General features: G+C 60.2%; 16 protein-coding genes and 1 pseudogene. 12 read left to right on the forward strand and 5 right to left on the reverse strand.

Annotated elements, in window-relative coordinates; all coding sequences use genetic code 11:
* Positions 1–101 precede the first annotated feature (101 nt).
* Positions 102–3,103 (forward strand): annotated as a pseudogene (locus IPJ12_09135) (class I SAM-dependent DNA methyltransferase).
* 37 nt (positions 3,104–3,140) lie between these two features.
* Here the strand turns inward: IPJ12_09135 and IPJ12_09140 are convergent.
* Positions 3,141–4,304, reverse strand: coding sequence for a Fic family protein (locus IPJ12_09140; GenBank protein MBK7647306.1), 1,164 nt, complete (start codon positions 4,302–4,304; stop codon positions 3,141–3,143).
* A gap of 309 nt (positions 4,305–4,613) precedes the next feature.
* Here IPJ12_09140 and IPJ12_09145 point away from each other — a divergent pair, with 309 nt between their 5' ends.
* Genes IPJ12_09145 through IPJ12_09165 form a run of 5 tightly spaced genes read left to right on the forward strand, consistent with a single transcriptional unit; the run spans position 4,614 to position 8,785 of the window.
* Positions 4,614–5,609 carry a sulfate ABC transporter substrate-binding protein gene (locus tag IPJ12_09145; GenBank protein MBK7647307.1) on the forward strand — a complete coding sequence of 332 codons (996 nt, stop codon included), beginning with the start codon at positions 4,614–4,616 and terminating at the stop codon, positions 5,607–5,609.
* A gap of 9 nt (positions 5,610–5,618) precedes the next feature.
* Positions 5,619–6,434 carry an EAL domain-containing protein gene (locus tag IPJ12_09150; protein MBK7647308.1) on the forward strand — a complete coding sequence of 272 codons (816 nt, stop codon included), beginning with the start codon at positions 5,619–5,621 and terminating at the stop codon, positions 6,432–6,434.
* Positions 6,431–7,363 (forward strand): cysteine synthase A, encoded by a 933-nt coding sequence (cysK, locus tag IPJ12_09155; protein MBK7647309.1) that lies wholly within the window; start codon positions 6,431–6,433, stop codon positions 7,361–7,363. The genes IPJ12_09150 and cysK overlap by 4 nt, the downstream gene beginning before the upstream one ends.
* 7 nt (positions 7,364–7,370) lie before the next feature.
* Positions 7,371–8,501 carry a putative C-S lyase gene (locus IPJ12_09160; GenBank protein MBK7647310.1) on the forward strand — a complete coding sequence of 377 codons (1,131 nt, stop codon included), beginning with the start codon at positions 7,371–7,373 and terminating at the stop codon, positions 8,499–8,501.
* Positions 8,498–8,785, forward strand: a complete 288-nt coding sequence (locus IPJ12_09165) for a hypothetical protein (GenBank protein ID MBK7647311.1) — start codon at positions 8,498–8,500, stop codon at positions 8,783–8,785. Before IPJ12_09160 ends, IPJ12_09165 begins: the two co-directional genes overlap by 4 nt.
* Here the strand turns inward: IPJ12_09165 and IPJ12_09170 are convergent.
* The gene (locus tag IPJ12_09170) at positions 8,769–9,347 is read right to left on the reverse strand and encodes a 5-formyltetrahydrofolate cyclo-ligase (GenBank protein MBK7647312.1); all 579 of its coding nucleotides are present in this window, start codon (positions 9,345–9,347) and stop codon (positions 8,769–8,771) included. The two genes, IPJ12_09165 and IPJ12_09170, sit on opposite strands and share 17 nt — an antisense overlap.
* A 14-nt stretch (positions 9,348–9,361) precedes the next feature.
* On the opposite strand from IPJ12_09170, the gene IPJ12_09175 reads away from it, so the two are divergent.
* From IPJ12_09175 to IPJ12_09185, 3 genes are read left to right on the forward strand one after another with little or no spacing between them, the layout of a single operon-like run.
* Positions 9,362–11,290 carry a lytic transglycosylase domain-containing protein gene (locus IPJ12_09175; protein ID MBK7647313.1) on the forward strand — a complete coding sequence of 643 codons (1,929 nt, stop codon included), beginning with the start codon at positions 9,362–9,364 and terminating at the stop codon, positions 11,288–11,290.
* Positions 11,291–11,327: 37 nt separating this feature from the next.
* Positions 11,328–12,290: a complex I NDUFA9 subunit family protein gene (locus IPJ12_09180; GenBank protein MBK7647314.1), complete on the forward strand. Its 963-nt coding sequence runs from the start codon at positions 11,328–11,330 to the stop codon at positions 12,288–12,290.
* Between the two features lie 16 nt (positions 12,291–12,306).
* On the forward strand, positions 12,307–13,545 hold the full coding sequence (locus IPJ12_09185) for a multifunctional CCA addition/repair protein (GenBank protein MBK7647315.1): 1,239 nt from the start codon (positions 12,307–12,309) through the stop codon (positions 13,543–13,545).
* Here IPJ12_09185 and IPJ12_09190 read toward each other — a convergent pair.
* Positions 13,504–13,707: a DUF2905 domain-containing protein gene (locus IPJ12_09190; protein MBK7647316.1), complete on the reverse strand. Its 204-nt coding sequence runs from the start codon at positions 13,705–13,707 to the stop codon at positions 13,504–13,506. The genes IPJ12_09185 and IPJ12_09190 overlap by 42 nt on opposite strands.
* Before the next feature lie 61 nt (positions 13,708–13,768).
* Between IPJ12_09190 and IPJ12_09195 the strand changes: the two genes are divergently transcribed.
* A complete protein-coding gene (locus IPJ12_09195) occupies positions 13,769–14,575 on the forward strand; it encodes an alpha/beta hydrolase (protein MBK7647317.1) in 807 nt (268 codons plus the stop codon).
* Here IPJ12_09195 and IPJ12_09200 read toward each other — a convergent pair.
* The gene (locus tag IPJ12_09200; protein MBK7647318.1) at positions 14,565–14,756 is read right to left on the reverse strand and encodes a YjfB family protein; all 192 of its coding nucleotides are present in this window, start codon (positions 14,754–14,756) and stop codon (positions 14,565–14,567) included. The genes IPJ12_09195 and IPJ12_09200 overlap by 11 nt on opposite strands.
* A gap of 63 nt (positions 14,757–14,819) precedes the next feature.
* On the opposite strand from IPJ12_09200, the gene IPJ12_09205 reads away from it, so the two are divergent.
* The gene (locus tag IPJ12_09205; protein ID MBK7647319.1) at positions 14,820–15,797 is read left to right on the forward strand and encodes a hypothetical protein; all 978 of its coding nucleotides are present in this window, start codon (positions 14,820–14,822) and stop codon (positions 15,795–15,797) included.
* On the opposite strand, the gene IPJ12_09210 is transcribed toward IPJ12_09205, so the two are convergent.
* Entirely contained in the window at positions 15,798–16,958 is a 1,161-nt protein-coding gene (locus IPJ12_09210; GenBank protein MBK7647320.1) for an SAM-dependent methyltransferase, read from the reverse strand.
* A gap of 146 nt (positions 16,959–17,104) precedes the next feature.
* Here IPJ12_09210 and IPJ12_09215 point away from each other — a divergent pair, with 146 nt between their 5' ends.
* The gene (locus IPJ12_09215) at positions 17,105–18,196 is read left to right on the forward strand and encodes an FIST C-terminal domain-containing protein (protein MBK7647321.1); all 1,092 of its coding nucleotides are present in this window, start codon (positions 17,105–17,107) and stop codon (positions 18,194–18,196) included.
* The last annotated feature ends 8 nt before the right edge of the window (positions 18,197–18,204 follow it).

Genomic DNA, 18,204 nt, shown 5'->3' on the forward strand with positions numbered 1-18,204 from the left:
ACCTTTCAATTTCTGCCAAATTTTCCGGTTGACCGCAGCAATCGTTTCCCAATCCCGTTGGCATCGCTACACTGCGCCTTTCGCCCATCCAACCGCCCGCCATGACCCCCGAAGCCTTCATCGCCTACTGGAAAAACAACACCACCACCGAACGGGCCGGGGCGCAGCAGCATTTCAGTGATTTATGCGACCTGCTCGGCGTCGACAAACCGCGTGACCCCGACCACTACTGCTTCGAACGCGGCGCCGGCAAATCCAGCGGCGGCAACGGCTGGGCCGACGTCTGGAAGCGCGGCCACTTCGGCTGGGAAAACAAGAAACCCGGCCGCGACCTGGGCGCCGCCCTCAAGCAGCTCACCGACTACGCGCTGCAACTTGAAAACCCGCCGCTGCTCGTCGTCTGCGACCGCGAACACATCATCATCCACACCGCCTTCACCGGCTATCCGGACGAACCGCGCACCATCCGCATCGAACAACTGATCGAGCCCGAAGCCCGCCAGCTCCTCAAATGGGTGTTCACCGACCCCAAAAAGCTGCGGCCAGAAAAATCCACCGCCGCCATCACCGCCCACGCCGCCGGCCAGTTCGCCCAACTCGCCGCCGCCATGCGGACACGTGGTGAAGAAGGGCAGAAAGTCGCCCACTTCCTCGTCCAGTGCCTGTTCTGCATGTTCGCCGAAGACGAAACCCTGCTCCCCCTCGGCATCTTCACCGACCTCCTCAAGCACGCCGGCAGCGACGCCGACAAAGCCGCCCGCCGCATCGAAAAACTCTTCATCGCCATGCAGAAAAAAGGCGGCGACTACGGCGACCACGACATCGCCTGGTTCAACGGCGGCCTCTTCAAAGCCATCGACGTCCCGCCCCTCACCGCCGCCGACCTCGCCGCCCTGCACCGCGCCGCCGCCGACATGGACTGGCGCGCCATCGACCCCACCATCTTCGGCACCCTCTTCGAACGCGGCCTCGACCCCGCCGCCCGCGCCCCGCTCGGTGCCCACTACACCGACACCGGCACCATCGCCAAACTGATCGACCCGCTGGTCCGCGAACCGCTGGCCGCCGAATGGCAAGCCACCCGCGCCAGATCGCCGAACTCGCCCCCAAGTTCGGCATGGTCAAGGGCCGCAAGAAGAACGAATACCGCCCCAACGACGCCCTGCAAAACGGCAACGCCCTGCTCCAGGGCTTCTTCAACCGCCTCAACGCCTTCCGCGTTCTCGACCCCGCCTGCGGCTCGGGCAACTTCTTGTACCTCGCCCTCAAAGCCCTGCGCGACATCGAAAAGCGCGCCCACGTCGACGCCCAGGAACTCGGCCTGCAGCCCGAACTCGCCATGCACACCGGCCCGCACAACATCCTCGGCCTCGAAATCAACGAATTCGCCGCCGAACTCGCCCGCGTCACCGTCTGGATCGGCGACATCCAGTGGTGCCGGCGCAACGGCTACCCGCACGCCATCAACCCGATTTTGAAGCCGCTCGACGGCATCGAACACCGCGACGCCCTCCTGACTTTCCCAAACCCCCCTCAATCCCCCCTTGACAGGGGGGAAGCAGAAGCCTCAAGCCCCGGGGCGCCGTGCTCCTCCCCTGAAAAGGGGAGGCCGGGAGGGGTTGAGGTTTCCGAAGCCATCTGGCCCACCGCCGACGTCATCGTCGGCAACCCGCCCTTCCTCGGCGGCTCGGTCATGCGCGGCGAACTCGGCGACGACTACGTCGAAACCCTGCGCAAAACCTACGACGGCCGCGTCCCCGGCGGCGCCGACCTCGTCACCTACTGGTTCGAGAAAGCCCGCGCCCAGATCGCAGCGGGAAAACTGCAAGCCGCCGGCCTCGTCTCCACCAACTCCATCCGCGGCGGCGCCAACCGCAAGGTACTCGAACGCATCGTCGACACCACGCGCATTTTTGAAGCCTGGAGCGACGAAGCATGGATCAACGACGGCGCCGCCGTGCGCGTTTCGCTTTTGGGATTTGGGCCGATTTTTCCGGTTGACCGTAGCAATCGGCTGGATGGCGCGGAAGTCGCAGCTATTCATGCCGATTTGACGGCGGGCGAGGGCATCAACCTCACTCTAGCCAAGCGGCTCCCCGAAAATGCTGTCGTCTGCTTCGAAGGCATCAAAAAATACGGCCCGTTCGACATTCCGGGTGAAACCGCGCGCGCTTGGTTATCCACCACCGGTAACCCAAACGGGCGCTCCAACGCCGATGTTCTTCACCCGTGGATCAACGCCACCGACGTTGTTCGCAACGATTCAGATACTTGGGTTATCGACTTCACCGGACTGTCCGTCAGCGATGCAGCGCTGTACGAAGCGCCATTTCAGTTCGCGCTTGAAAATGTGCAGCCCGCTCGCGCCCAAGACCGAAACACCAAAACCCGTGAACAATGGTGGCTTTACGAGCGCCCTCGCCTTGAAATGCGCAAAGCTCTCGCGCCGCTGCCACGTTTCATTGTGACGCCGGTCGTTGCAAAGCACCGTATTTTTGCGTGGCGATCTACGCCTACGTTGGCCATGAACCTACTCGATGTCATCGCCCGTTCCGACGACACCACCTTCGGCATCCTGCATTCCCGCTTCCACGAACTCTGGTCGCTAAGCCTCTGCACCTGGCTCGGCGTCGGCAACGATCCGCGCTACACCCCGACCACCTGCTTCGAAACCTTCCCCTTCCCGGCCGGCCTGACGCCGCGCGACACCGCCCCCGGCGCCGCTCAGGCCTCGCCCGCGTGCATGGCCGGCGAGATCGTCGCCGCCAACATTGCCGCGGCCGCCCGCCGCCTCAACGAGCTGCGCGAGAACTGGCTCAACCCGACCGAGTGGGTCGATTGGGTGATCACCCCGGAAGAGGAAAAGGCCGGCTTCCCGAAACGCCCGGTGGCCAAACCCGGCTTTGAGGCCGACCTCAAAAAACGCAACCTGACCAACCTCTACAACGCCCGCCCGGCCTGGCTCGACCTCGCCCACAAAGCCCTCGACCAAGCGGTCGCCGCCGCCTACGGCTGGACCGACTACACCCCCGACATGCCCGACGAAGAAATCCTCCGCCGCCTGCTGGCGCTGAATCTGGAACGGGCTGGCGCGACATCCTGATCGTCGCCGGCATACACCGGTCGCCCGGCCATTTGCCTCAGCCCTGCGCCGATTTGAGCGCTGGATGAATGAAGCCTTCGATTTCCAGGGCGTGGATGACGTTGCGCAGCAGGTAGCTGTTGGTGAAGCTGACGGTGTAGGTTCGGCTCCCTTCGGCGATGGGACGGATCATGTGCTGATTGACCAGCTTGGTAATCAGGTAGGTACGTTGCCGCTGGCTCAGGTCGGGTAGCACGGCGTCAACGTCGGCAGCGCGGAAGCTGCCTTTGGCGATGGCCATGCTGAGCACCGCTTCTTCCTGCGCAGTGAATTGCCGGCGCGATTTGCCGTACGCCAGGGCGGGACGCAGGATTTTTTCCTGCAGATAGCTGTACTGGGTGAGGCGGTCGACCTTCTCAAGCTCGTTCCGGATACCGCCGAGCACGTAGAGACACCATTTTTCCAGCCCTTCGTCGGTGCCGGTGTCCGCTTCGGAGAGCATGGCGTAGTAGGCGTTGCGGTCGTTGCAGAATACAGCCGTGGGGTTGAGCACGCGGCCGCCGGCCTGCACGTTGAAGCCGTACTTGATGAGCATGGCGTAGCTCAACAGACGGACAGTTCGGCCGTTTCCGTTGCCAAACGGGTGTATCCAGCAAAAGCGATGGTGCACGATAGCCATCTTGAGCAGATCGTATTTTGGCTGGTCATCCCGGTTGATGAAATCGGCGAGTTCCTGCATCAGCATGGGGACCAGGGCGGCTTCGGGCGGCAGGTGGTCGGCGCCGCCAATTTGTACGTTGCCGGGTCGATATTGCCCAGGCGTGCTGTCGCCTTCACGAATCAGTCCACGCACAGTCAGTTGGTGCAGTTCGCGGATGAAGGCTTCGGAGATATGGCCGCTCGCCTGGATTGCTTCTTCGACGTAATCCATCGCGCCCTCGATGTTGGTGACCTCCTGAATTTGGTCGCTGGGCGTGGCGGGCGACTCGATTTTGCTTTCGATGTAATCGGCCAGGGTGGTGTGGTTGCCTTCGATCCGCGCCGAGCCCAGGCTTTCCAGCATGTGGAAAATGTCTTTTAGCTGATGGAAGACGGCTGCAGGCGTGTCGCCAGCCAATCTCAATTTCCTGAGATGGTCCAGCGCGATGACGATGTCCGTCAGCGGAGAGTCAAAGCTGGGCGAGACGATGCGGAGTTTTGAATCGACAAAGCGTGGGGGCATGTAATTACAAAACCTGCTGATAGACAAGTACACATTTTGTGTAGTTTACCCATGAATTGCAAAGATTTTTTCTATATGAAACTAAACGATTATTACAAAAACAATATTGAGGCGGCTACAAATCGGATGTCTGTTAAAGACAAGCTTTAGGTGCCGGCAGGGTAGCCAATGTGGTCAGTGCCGGGTTGTTGCGAACAGTCGCTAATTCTTTTTTGTTATATTTTTGTGATAATCAATTCTTTCCAAGAATAACCAAGCAATCCTAGGCTCCAGTCATCGCACAATCATTTCAAATGACTGGAGTTTCAAATGTTCAAATTTGCCCTTTTTTTCGGGTTGACCGTAGCACTCGGCATTAGCGGTGCCGCCGCCCAGACTTCGCTGCTCAACGTGTCCTATGACCCGACGCGCGAGCTTTACAAGGATTACAACGCGGCTTTTGCCAAGCACTGGCGGGCCAAGACCGGGCAGGTGATCAATTTCCGCCAGTCGCACGCCGGTTCTGGCAAGCAGGCGATGGCTGTGCGCGACGGGCTGGAGGCCGATGTGGTGACACTGGCGCTGGCTTACGACATCGACGCGCTGGTCGAGCGCAAGTTGATTCCTGCTGATTGGCAGAAGCGCTTCCCGAATAATTCCTCGCCTTACACCTCGACCATCGCCTTTCTGGTGCGCAAAGGCAATCCGAAGAACATCCATGATTGGGGCGATCTAGCCAAGCCAGGCATTGGCGTGATTACGCCTAACCCGAAGACGTCCGGCGGGGCGCGCTGGAATTATCTGGCGGCCTGGGCCTGGGCGCTGAAACAGCCGGGCGGCAACGAACAGAAGGCAAAGGAACTGGTGACGGCGATTTTCAGGAACGTCCCGGTGCTCGATTCCGGCGCGCGCGGGTCGACGACGACCTTCGTCGAACGCGGCCTGGGCGATGTGCTGATTGCCTGGGAAAACGAGGCGCAACTGGCGGTCAATGAGATCGGCAAGGACAAGTTCGAGATCGTCGCCCCCAGCCTGTCCATCCTCGCCGAGCCGCCGGTGGCGGTCGTCGACAAGGTGGTCGAGAAGCGTGGCACGCGGCTGACGGCGCAGGCTTACCTCGATTACCTGTATTCGGAAGAGGGGCAGAGCATTGCCGCCAAACACTATTACCGGCCGCGTGATGCCAAGGTAGCGGCGAAATACGCGGGGCAGTTCCCGAAGATCAAACTGGTAACGATCGACGACACCTTTGGCGGCTGGCAGAAGGCGCAGAAGACACACTTCGCCGATGGCGGCACCTTTGACCAGATTTACCTGAAGAAATAGGAGACCAGCATGCCGCTCACCGATCTGATCCGCTATTTCAACGTTGCCGACCACACTGAAGACAGCTCGCTCTATCAGGATGGCAAGCGCGCGGCGGCGTGGCACCTCGGGCTGCGGCTGGGGTCGCTCTTTCAGCCAATTGTCGATCTTCGCGATCAGCGTGTGGTCGGCCATCAGGCCATCCTGCACGCCCGACGCGAGGATGGCACGGTGGTCAGCCCGGCCGAGGCTTACGCGCTTTGCGAAACGCCAGAGTCGGTCGTGTATTTCGACCGCTTGTGCCGCACCCTGCATGCGCTGAATTTTTTGGCCCAGCAGCAACATACCGGCGGCTACTTGCAGCTTTCGGTGCATCCGCGCCATTTGCTGGCAGTTCAGAACCAGCACGGGCTGGTTTATGAAGCGATTTTGAAGCGTTGCGGGCTGGGGCCCGAAGACATCGTGCTGCAAATCGATACCGCGTGGTGCGGTCATACCCGTCAGCTACCCGACGCCCTGCACAATTATCGCCAGCGCGGGTATCGGCTGGCCTTGCGCGACCCGAGCGCCGGACTGGCCATCGAGGATTTGCTTGATCTCGAACCGGACATCCTACAACTGCCGGCCGGAGAGGAGATCCAGCGCATCGAGGCGGCTCATCACGCCGGCATCGTGATCGAGCGCAGCGGCATCGAGACCGGGCAGGATCTTGCGCTGGCCGGCATTGCGGCCATCGATCTCGGCCGGGGTAGTCTGTTCGGCGAGCCGGCGACTGATTGCCGCCCAGCCCACGACAAGCGCAGAGTCGCCTACAATTACCGTTCTTCATCCGGAGCCTTCCCATGAAAATCGCCAACGATGTCACCGGGCTGGTCGGCAATACGCCACTGGTTCGTCTCAACCGCGTCACGGCTGGCTGCAACGCCACCGTTGCCGCCAAGCTGGAATTTTTCAACCCCGGTAGCAGCGTCAAGGACCGGATCGCCGTCGCCATGCTCGATGCGGCACTTGCCGCCGGCAAGATCGGCCCGGATACCGTCGTGCTGGAGCCGACCTCGGGTAACACCGGCATCGGCCTGGCCATGGTCTGTGCGGCGCGTGGGGTCAAATGCGCTTTTACGATGCCGGAAACGATGAGCCGCGAGCGCAAGCTGCTGCTCAAGGCCTACGGGGCCGAGCTGATCCTGACGCCGGGGCCGGAAGGCATGACCGGCGCGATCAACAAGGCGAAAGCGCTGGCCGAGGCCGATGCGCGCTATTTCATTCCGCAGCAGTTTGAAAACCCGGCCAATCCGGCCGTTCACCGCGTGACCACCGCCGAGGAAATCTGGCGTGATACCGATGGCCAGGTCGACATCGTGGTCGCCGGCGTCGGCACGGGCGGTACGGTGACTGGCGTTGGCGAGGCATTGAAGGCAAAAAATCCGCAAATCCGGATCGTCGCGGTGGAGCCTGATGCCTCACCGGTGCTTTCCGGCGGCCAGAAAGGCCCGCACCCAATCCAGGGCATCGGCGCCGGCTTTGTCCCGGCCGTGCTGAATACCGTCATCTACGACGAGGTGATCCGCGTCACGAATGGCGATGCGCTAACCATGGCACGCCGCATGGCGACGGAAGAAGGGCTGCTCGTCGGCATTTCTTCCGGCGCCGCCACCTGGGCTGCGCTGGAAATTGCCAATCGCCCGGAAAACGCCGGCAAGCTGGTGGTGGTCATCATCCCGTCCTGCGGCGAGCGTTATTTGTCGACGGTGCTGTTCGAGCATCTGGCGGTTTGAACCGGGTTTGAACACTTTCGACACGCCCATCGACCGGCGCGGCTCCGACTCGATCAAATGGAGCAAGTACGCCGGTCGCGACATTCTGCCGCTGTGGGTGGCGGACATGGATTTTGCCGCGCCACCGGCCGTGCTGGCGGCGCTGCACCGGCGCATCGAGCATGGCGTCTTTGGTTATGGCGGGCCGTGGCCTTCGCTGGTTGAGTCAGTACTTACTCACCTTGAAACGGAATACAGCTGGCAAATCGAGCCGGAATGGATTGTCTGGCTGCCGGGGCTGGTCACCGGCCTGAACGTGGCTTGTCGGGCGGTCGACGGCGAGGTTTTGACGGCGACCCCGATCTATCCGCCTTTTCTATCCGCGCCGCATTTTTCCGGCCGCAAGCTGAACCGGGCCGAGCTGGCCTGCACCGACGATAGCTGGCATTTTGATCAAAATGCCCTGAAAGCGGCGTTGACCGCAGACACCCGGCTTTTCCTGCTCTGCCACCCGCACAACCCGGTCGGCCGTTGCTGGAGCCGTGAAGAGCTGCTCGATCTGGCGGCACTGGCCGAGGAAAACGACCTGATCGTCTGCTCCGACGAAATCCATTGCGGCCTAATCCTTGACGCCGACAAGCGCCACATCCCGTTCGCCAGCCTGTCGCCGGCAGCGGCCAAGCGCTGCATCACGCTGATGGCGCCGTCGAAGACCTTCAACATTCCCGGCCTTGGCTGCGCTTTCGCGGTGATTTCCGACGCCAAGCTGCGCCACCGCTTCGAGCGCGCCATGCACGGCATCGTGCCGCACGTGAATGTGCTCGGGCTGGCTGCCGGTGAAGCGGCCTACCGCGACAGCGGCGACTGGCATCGTGAATTGATCGAAACCCTGCGCACCAATCGCGATTTGGTCTTTGCTGCGGTCAACCGGGAAAAAGGGGCAAAAATGAAATATGTCGAGGCCACCTATCTGGCCTGGATCGATGTCCGCGAACTGGGGCTGGCCAACCCCGCCGCCCATTTTGAAGCCCATGGCCTCGGCCTGTCCGATGGTGCCGATTTCGGTGCCCCCGGCTGGCTGCGTCTGAATTTCGGCTGCCCGCGCAGCACGCTGGAAGAAGCACTGAAACGCTTCAGCAACGCCTGTCAGGCCGCATGAGCCCCTATCTTTTAAGTATTTATTTTCTGTTTGTCGCAACCCTGAGCCAAACGCTGGCCGGTGTGCTCGCGCTCCAGTCGTGGGGGCTGCCTGACCAGTCCAAACACCGCCGTCGCATGTGGCTGGCCTTCAGCCTGGGTGCCGGGGTTCTTGCACTGCATCACGGCTACACCCTCAGCCTCGCGGCGCAAACCGGGCTTTACGATTTTCGTCAGGCGGCGCTGGCCATGCTGGCCGGGCTGCTGAACACTTACGCCATCGTCCTGCTCAGGCGTCCAGCCTGAACGCCCCGGCCTCGGTCACGATCCAGTCCAGCCGCTGATCGTGGCTTTCGGGCCGAATGCTGGGCAGCCGATTGACTTCAAAACCTACGCCCACCGCCAGCGGACGCGGCGAAAGCGCCGCCAGCGTGCGGTCGAAATAACCGCCACCATAGCCCAGCCGATAGCCGGCAGCATCAAAACCATTGAGCGGCAGCAAAATCAGGTCGGGTTGGATGAAATCACCCGAAATGGGCGTCGGTATTCCGTAACGATCCGGCGCCAGCTTTGTGTCCGGCGTCCACAGCCGAAACGCGAGCGGCGCGGCCTCGGCGACGACAACCGGCAATGCTGCCCGCGCGCCGAGCGCTTCCCAATGCGCCACCACCGCCCGCACATCCGGCTCGTGCTTGATTGGCCAGCAAAAAGCGACCACCTGAGGCGCAGGCAGGGCGGTCAGCAAATGTCCGACAATACCCGCCGACAGGCCGGCGTGCGCCTCGTCGCCCAGCGCCGCCCGCTTCGCCACCATCTCGCGGCGCAATGTGCGGCGCCATGCCGTGTTATCCTCATCGGGTTCAACCATGGCAATAATCTAGCATGAAGTTTCGCATCATCATCGTTGGTCTCCTCCTGTCGACCAACCTCTTCGCCCAGAGCAACGATTCAGCCTTTCTCGCCGCCCGCGATGCCTTCCGGGCCGGCGACCTCAACAAACTGGAACGGGCCACCAGCCAGCTTGGCAATCACGAACTGACCCCGTATGCCGAGAGCTACCGGCTGCGCATGTGGATCGACAAGGGTGATCCGGCCGACATGCGTGATTTCCTGCAGCGGAACGAGGGTAGTTACGTGGCCGAAAAGCTGCGTGCCGACTGGATTCGCTGGCTCGGCAAGCGTGCCATGTGGACCGATGTGGATGCCGAATTTCCCAAGTTGCTCTCGCCTGAACCGGATGTCACCTGCTACAGCCAGCAGGCCCGCCTCGCCCGCAACGACCAGACCGTACTCGCCGAGGCCGAAAAGCTCTGGCTGACCATGCTCGAACCACCCGAGCCGTGCCGCGCGATCATGGACACCTTGGTCGCCAATCAGCGCATCACCACCGATGAAGTTTGGGCCCGTGCCCGCCGCCAACTCGAAGGCAACCGCCCTGGGTCAGCCAAGACGACACTGAATTACCTGCCGGCTAGCCAGACTCCCGACAGCCGTTCGCTCGACAGCGCGATCAGCAGCGCCATGGGTTACCTTGTCCGCCAGCCGGCCAACTGGAGCAGCAGCCGGGCAGGGCGCGAACTCGCCGCCATCGCCATCCAACGCCTGGCCAGCAACGACCCGCGCATTGCCGCCGACGAGCTGGAAAAGATCAAAGGCAAATTGCAGGACTCCGAACGCCAATGGGCGTGGAGCCAGATCGCCCTGCAGGGTGCCAAGAAGCACATGACGGAAAGTGTTGGCTGGTACGCCAACGCCGGCAAGGCCCCGCTCTCGGACGAAGCCTTTCAGTGGAAAGTACGTTCCGCCTTGCGTTCGCAGGAATGGGGGATTGTTCGCGACACCATCCAGGCCATGCCGCCGACCCAGGCAGTACTACCCGAATGGACCTACTGGCTGGGGCGCGCGCTGAAAGCTGGCGGCCGGACCACCGAGGCCGACGCACTCTTCGAGAAGATTTCCGGCCAGCCCAACTTCTACGGCAATCTGGCCGACGAAGAACTTGATCGCAAAATCTTGCCACCACCCAAGGCCAAGGCGACGACGCCTGAAGAACAAAAGGCCGCCCAGGACAACCCGGCCATCCGCCGCGCCCTGGCTTTCTTCCGCCTCGACCTGCGCACCGAAGCCGTCAAAGAATGGAACTGGTCGCTGCGCGGCATGGATGACCGCGAGTTGCTGGCCGCGGCCAATCTGGCCAAGCGCAACCAGATCTGGGACCGCGCCATCAATACGGCCGACAAGACCAAACACGAGCACGACTACTCGTTGCGCTTTCTTGCGCCCTACGGCGAGCAGGTGCGCCCGGCCGCCCAGAACCAGTCCCTCGACGACGCCTGGGTTTACGGCCTGATGCGCCAGGAAAGCCGCTTCATCACCTCGGCCAAATCCAACGTTGGCGCCTCGGGATTGATGCAACTGATGCCAGCCACCGCCAAATGGGTCGCCCGGAAAATCGGCCTGCGCGATTTCAGCCAAGGTCAGGTGCATGACACCCAGACCAACGTGCTGCTCGGCACCAGCTACATGCGTCTGGTCATGGAAAACCTCGACAATCACCCGGTACTGGCCTCTGCTGCCTACAACGCCGGCCCTGGTCGCGCCAAGAAATGGCGGGCAGACCGCCCGCTGGAAGGCGCCATTTACGCAGAAACGATCCCGTTCAGCGAGACGCGCGACTACGTTAAAAAGGTCATGAGCAATGCGGTTTATTATTCGGCGATTTTCAACGGCAAGGCTGATTCTCTGAAGGCACGTCTCGGTGTGGTCGGCGCTCGTACTTCCGATGCGCCCAAAGACGCGGATTTGCCTTAAAATTCAAGTTTTTCGAACATAGTTTCCGGGGTTCCAAATGGACATCAAAAAGGTCTTGCTGCTGGGGGGTAGCGGTTTCGTCGGTACCTATATCGCCAATCGCCTGTCGCAGCGCGGTATTGAGGTCACCATTCCGACGCGCCGACGCGAACGTACGAAGGCGCTGATCATTCAGCCGGGCATCGAAATGCCGGAGGCCGATATCAGTTGCGAACAGACCTTGACCGAACTGATGCGCGGCCACGATGCAGTGATCAATCTGGTCGGCATCCTGCACAGCCGCGATGTCACGCTGCCTTATAGCCGCGATTTCGCCAATGCCCATGTCGAACTGCCGAAGAAAATCATCGCTGCATGCAAGGCAACCGGTGTCCGCCGTCTGGTGCACATGAGCGCGCTGAACGCCGACCCCAAGGGCCCCTCCGAATACCTGCGCTCCAAGGGCGATGGTGAAGCCCTCGTGCTGGCCGCTCAGGGTGCTCTGGATGTCACGGTATTCCGTCCGTCGGTCATCTTCGGTCTGGGCGATTCTTTCCTGTCGATGTTCGCCAAAATCCTGAAAAAGGTCCCCGTCTTCCCTCTCGGTTTTGGCCATGCCCGCTTCCAGCCGGTGTGGGCTGCCGATGTCGCCGATGCCTTCGTCGACTGCCTGAGCGATGTCGGCACCTATGGCCAGGCCTACGAACTGGTCGGCCCGAAGACCTACACGCTGCGCGAACTGGTCGACTACGCCAAGACATTGAGCGGCAGCACCGCCAAAATCATTGCGCTCTCCGAAGGTTGGGCCTATCTGCAAGCAGGTCTGATGTGGCTGGCACCCAGCCCGATGCTGTCGCCGGACAACCTGCGCTCGATGGAAAAGGACAGCGTCGCCCAAGCAGGCAGCCAGCAGCCGGCCAACTGGCGCCCGACGGCGCTGGAAGCCATTGCACCGAGCTATATTGCGCTCAACACGCCGAAGGGCAAGCTCGACAGCTTCCGCTTCCGCGCCGGCCGCTAAAGCCGCACGGCCGACCGTGCAGATCTTCATCGTCGGCGGCGCCGTCCGTGATGAACTGCTCGGCCGGCTCAATGCCGACCGCGACTACGTCGTCGTCGGCGCCACCCCGGAGGCCTTGCTGAAACAGGGTTTCCGCCCGGTTGGCAAGGATTTCCCGGTTTTCCTGCACCCCAAGACCCAAGAGGAATACGCGCTCGCCCGTACCGAGCGCAAGAGCGGGCACGGCTATCACGGCTTCACCTTTCACGCCGCCCCCGACGTGACGCTGGAAGAAGACCTCGCTCGCCGTGACCTGACTATCAATGCGATGGCCAAGGCAGCCGACGGGACGCTGATCGACCCTTTCCACGGTCAACAGGATTTATTGGCAAAAACGCTAAGGCATGTCGGCCCGGCTTTTGCCGAAGATCCGGTACGCATCCTGCGCATCGCGCGCTTCGCAGCGCGTTTCCATGATTTTTCAGTGGCCCCGGAAACACTTGCCCTGATGCGCCAGATGGTGAGCAGCGGCGAAGTCGATCATCTTGTGGCGGAACGTGTCTGGCAGGAACTGGCCACCGGTCTGATGGAAGAAAAGCCGTCGCGGATGCTGGAAGTTTTGCGCGACTGCGGTGCGCTGGCCCGCCTGCTACCGGAAGTGGACGCCCTGTTCGGCGTGCCGCAAAGAGCGGATTACCATCCGGAAGTCGATACCGGCATCCATACGATGATGGTGATCGATCAATCCGCGCTCCGTCGTTTCAGCCTGCCGGTACGTTTCGCCGCGTTAACCCACGACCTCGGCAAAGGCACCACGCCGGCCGATATCCTGCCGCGCCACATCGGCCATGAAGAACGCAGCGTCGAACTGACTGAAAAACTGTGTGCCCGCCTGCGTGTGCCGAACGATTGTCGCGATCTTGCGTTGCTGATGGCTCGCTATCACGGCAACATCCACCGCGCCGCCGATCTCAAGGCGAACACCATCGTCACGCTGTTCGAAAAAACCGATGCGCTACGCCGGCCGGAACGCTTCCAGCAGCTGCTTGATGCCTGCCTGTGCGATTTCACGGGCCGTCTCGGCTGGGAAAACCGCCCTTACGAGACGCCACAACGTTTGCTGACGGCGCTTGCCGCCGTTAACTCGCTAGATGCTGGCAAAATCGCTGCCGCCTGCATCGAAAAAGCACACATTCCTGAACGTATCCACCAGGCAAGGGTCAGAGCCGTCAAGCTAAAGCTTAATGACGCGGGAGACCAGCCACAGCAACAATGAGAATATGATCGTGCTCGCCACGGGAAACGAGTAGGCTCGACCGCGAAAGCGAAAAGCAAAGTCGCCCGGCAATTTGCCAAATCGAATAAAACGCGCCAGATGCGGACCGACAATGCCCAGCAGGAAAATCGCAATTACCAGCGTCAACATCCACTTCAGCATTTTGCCTTGCACCGCAGGGTGAAAGTCGCATTAAATCACGCCTCACCCTAAGCAGAGCCCCATGCTAAAAACTCAGATTGTCGAAGGCCTCGAAGTTTACTCGTGCCTTCCCACCCGCAAGTCAGTAAAACCGGCACTGCTCTTTGTGCACGGTGCCTTTGCCGGCGGCTGGATGTGGACAGAAACCTTCATGCCTTTTTTGGCCAAGGCGGGCTATCCCTGCTACGCGTTGTCACTTCGCGGCCACGGCGGCAGCGATGGTGTCGAGCAAATCAATACTCACTCAATCGCCGATTACGTCGATGACGTCAAAACCATCGTTGACTGGCTGGATGAGCCGCCCATCCTGCTCGGGCACTCCATGGGCGGCTTCGTCATCCAGAAATATCTGGAACACCGTGACGCCCCGGCCGTCGCCCTGATTTGCTCGGTGCCACCGCAAGGTCTGATTGCCTCCCAGTTTCACCTGATGCTCAACAAGCCCCAGCTGTTCCAGGAAATCAATCAGATCATGGATGGCAAATACACCGACACCGGTACACTGCGCGAAACCTTGTTCGCCGGCGAAGTCGATGAAACGATGTTGGCCGCCTGGCTGAGCCGGATGCAGCAGGAGTCGCATCGCGCGCTATGGGACATGTCAATGTTCAGCCTGCCCAACCTTTATTCCATGCACAAGCCGCCCATGCTGATCCTCGGCGCGGAAGAAGACGTTCTGGTACCGGCTTTCCTGGTGCAGACGACCGCAAACACCTACAGCCAGCATGCCCATATTTTCCGGGGCATGGGCCATGCCGTCACCCACGAAAAAGAATGGCCGCTGGTAGCGGCCATGTTGCGCGACTGGCTGGAAGAGCTCAAGCCTTGATGTCGATGGTGTTTCCCAGGTTTGGGGGATTGCTCGGCAGTTGCGGCACAGCTTGCAACAACTGCAGGGCAGTCTGCGCCTCGATATCCATCGCCTTTCTGAGCACTAGGGTATTCACCGCGTCACTGGTCGTCGCCTGAGTCAGTGCGCTGGTTAAACTGCCTACCGAAAGTATATCCACCTTGCGCTCCCTCCTAATCGGACACATTATTAGACCAGTGTAGTCGACCTTTTTGCCACATCAATGAGCAATTCTGAAAAAACAGGCCCACTTTCTGCCATCCTTGAAGCGATCCGTGCCAAACGCGAGCGCAAGACTGGTACAGGCAAGGATATTGCTGAGCTGGAAGCTTCCCTGCTTGCAGATATTGATGCTTTTGACTTCGAGTCTGCCGAACGCCGTGCCCGTCGTGAATACTTGGCCAATTCCGGCGCAGGAATGACCGACAGAGCCTTGGTTTTTCCGGAAATCGCCCCCGCCCAGCCTACGGTCAAAACGATCAATACCCCACATCAAGAAGTAATGCCGGATACGCCGCCAAGCAAGGCAGAAGCTCCCCCGAAAATCAGCAGCAGTCTGCTGGACCAATTGCGCCAGCGTGCCGAGGTACGTCAGCGTGAAATTCATAGCGCCCTGGCAGAACGAACGTCGATCAACGAAGCCATTGATCAGTCGTTGAAGCATCTGTTTTTCTATCTTCATGAATTTGTTCAGCAACTGAATATCATCAAGCCGGACGTCCCCCGCGATTACCCGCTGATCGAACAGTTCGAGTTGAACCAACTCACCTGGCAGGAAGGTTTCGCCGATTACCGCACACAGACCCAGAGTGCCGGGGCCTTGGTCGAACTGGTAAGCTTCTCCTATCACCTGAGTGGCTCCAGTGCCTTGCATGTCGAGCGCGATGGCCCGTCGGTTGAACGCTTCCGGGCCATGCTGTTCAACTTCGGATTGCCCTTCACCTGCAAGGAATTCAAGAACGAACGCCAGTACGTCGAACGGGCAGAATTCGAAATCAGCAGCGAAATAAGTGTCAGCGCGCGCTGGCGGGCCGATTTCGCCCAGGGTGCCATCACCTTGGAAACACGAAACCTGGAACGGCTGGGCAGTGCAATCTATAGCATCCGGCCGCATAACGTCGACCAGGCACTGCTCGACGCATTTGGATTGCTGGTTTTGAGCCAACCCAATCGATTCCGCGAACTGGCCAAGCGCCAGTAACTACAAACGACGACTCTGATCGCCGTTGGCGAAGCCACAGAGTGTTTCGTCCAGGCCGCGCCCGATGGCAATTACCTTGAACAATTCGCCCATCTCGTGCGGCATCAGCAGTTTGCCAACTGCACTCGCCGCCCTGATGTATTCCGGGGTGTCGTGGGGAATTTCTTGCAGTCTATCCAGAATGCCGCAGTTAAGCAGAAATTGCCCCTGGCTTGCGTACCCCAGCAATTGCAGGCCGGCAGGGTGGGCGGCAGCGATAATCGCGGTGAAATCGACGTGGACCGTAACATCCTGCAAGCCCGGCAAGTAAAAGGGATCTGGATGAGCGTGATGCCTGTAATGGCACATCAAGGTTCCACGTCCCCGTTGCTGGTGATAAAACTCACGCCGCGGGAATCCGTAGTCGATCAGTAGCAGGGCACCCTTGTTCAGGCGATGCCCCCATTCTGCAGCCCAGGCTCGCGCTGCGAGGCTGATTTCACTTTCGAAACCCGGTGGCAAACTGCATTGCATGCCGATTTCCTCTGCTGCGGCGAGCAGTGCACCACTTGCCGGACGCTCACTCCATGTAAAGCTACCGGCTACGTCAACAGAAACACCTCGTTCGAAAATTGCCTCTTCCCGCCAGGCGGCGATATGAGCTGGCATGGCATCGAGCAATTCGTTGGCAATCACGACACCGGAAAAGCTTTCCGGCAGGCGATCCAGCCACTCGACGCGATCCAGCAAATGCGGGACGAACGCTGCAATGGTCTGTTGTTGGCGTTGCCGCAAATCCGCTGAAAGATCGAGAATGTAATATCGATCAGGCAAAGCCTTTTCTTTTTCCAGGGTCAGCAAGAGGTCTGCGGCCAAACGTCCGGAACCGGCGCCGACCTCCAGCACTATCGGCACTGAAGCAGCCATGATCTGAGCTGCCTGGCGCGCCAACGCCTGGCCAAACACGGCGGTCATTTCGGGTGCAGTGACAAAATCACCGGCGGCGCCAAATTTCCTCGCCCCTGCGGTGTAATAGCCAAGCCCTGGTGCATAAAGCAGCTGCTCCATAAAACGAGCAAACGAGAGCCAGCCCCCGGCGGCTGAAATTTCGTCAACCAGTGCTTGGTGCAAACGCTGACTGTGGGCGAGTGCTTCAGGGGCGGGAATCGGCAGATTGTTCATCTCAAGTTCAAAAAATGTCAATTTTAATGGAAAGGCAATAATTTCGCGGCTGCCTATGCTATTTTCCCATTCTGCTCCAAAAGAGGAGACTCACTTTGCGCGTTAACCAAATAATCAATCGCAAGCCGGCCGATCTGGCCGCCACGCTGACCGCACTCCCCATCGACTCCGCCGACCTGATCCTGGTCTTCGGCAGTCTTGATCATTTTTCGCCGCCTGGTTTGAGAGAGTCACTCAGTAGTGCTTTCCCGAATGCGATTTTGTTAGGCTGTTCTACTGCGGGAGAAATTACTGCAGATGGAGTTGATGATGGCACTTGTACCATCACCGCCATCAATTTTGAAGAAGCCCGTCTGTGTCAGGGCAGCACTCGCCTTGCCGGCATGGACGACTCCTTTGCAGCTGGACAGCGCCTTGGAAAGCAGCTCGCTGCTGCGGATCTTAAGGCGGTATTACTGTTTGGACCCGGGGTGAAAATCAATGGTAGCGCGCTCGTCAATGGCATGAGCAGCGTAATTGGCGCGGTGATTCCGATTACCGGCGGACTGGCTGGCGATGGCGGCGCCTTCAAGGAAACCTTTACGCTGGACAGCGATGGTGTAAGCACTGATCGGGTGGTCGCCGTTGGCCTGTGCAGTCCCGGCCTGAAGTTCGCGCATGGCTCCTTCGGTGGCTGGGAACCTTTCGGTCCAACCAGAAAGGTGACGCGCTGTGCTGGCAATATCCTTTACGAGCTGGACGGTGAACCCGCCCTCGACATCTATCGACGCTATTTGGGTGAGCATGCGAAGAGCTTGCCCGCATCTGGCCTCCTGTTTCCTTTTTCCATGCTCGGCGAGGACCACAACGCACTGGGCATCATCCGGACTATTCTCGGGATTGATGAGGCGAATGGCAGTCTGGTGCTGGCCGGTGAAATTATTCCCGATGGCTTTTTGCGTTTGATGCATGCCAGTACGGACAAGTTGGTCAATGGAGCTGAAGCTGCTGCTGAGGCCGCTGCAAGCATGATGCATGCACCCGGAGAAAGCTTGGCGATACTGGTCAGCTGTGTTGGCCGCAAGCTGGTCATGGGCGAGCGGGTGGACGAGGAGGTTGAGGCAGTTGGCGATGTGCTTGGTCACCATGCGGTGCTGACCGGATTCTATTCGTATGGCGAAATCAGCCCGTTCACCCCCGGCGCATCGTGCAAGCTGCATAACCAGACGATGACAATTACTTGCCTGAGTGAGGGCTAAGCAGCAAA

The organism is Betaproteobacteria bacterium (genome assembly GCA_016709965.1).
Lineage (GTDB): Bacteria > Pseudomonadota > Gammaproteobacteria > Burkholderiales > Rhodocyclaceae > Azonexus > Azonexus amarohabitans.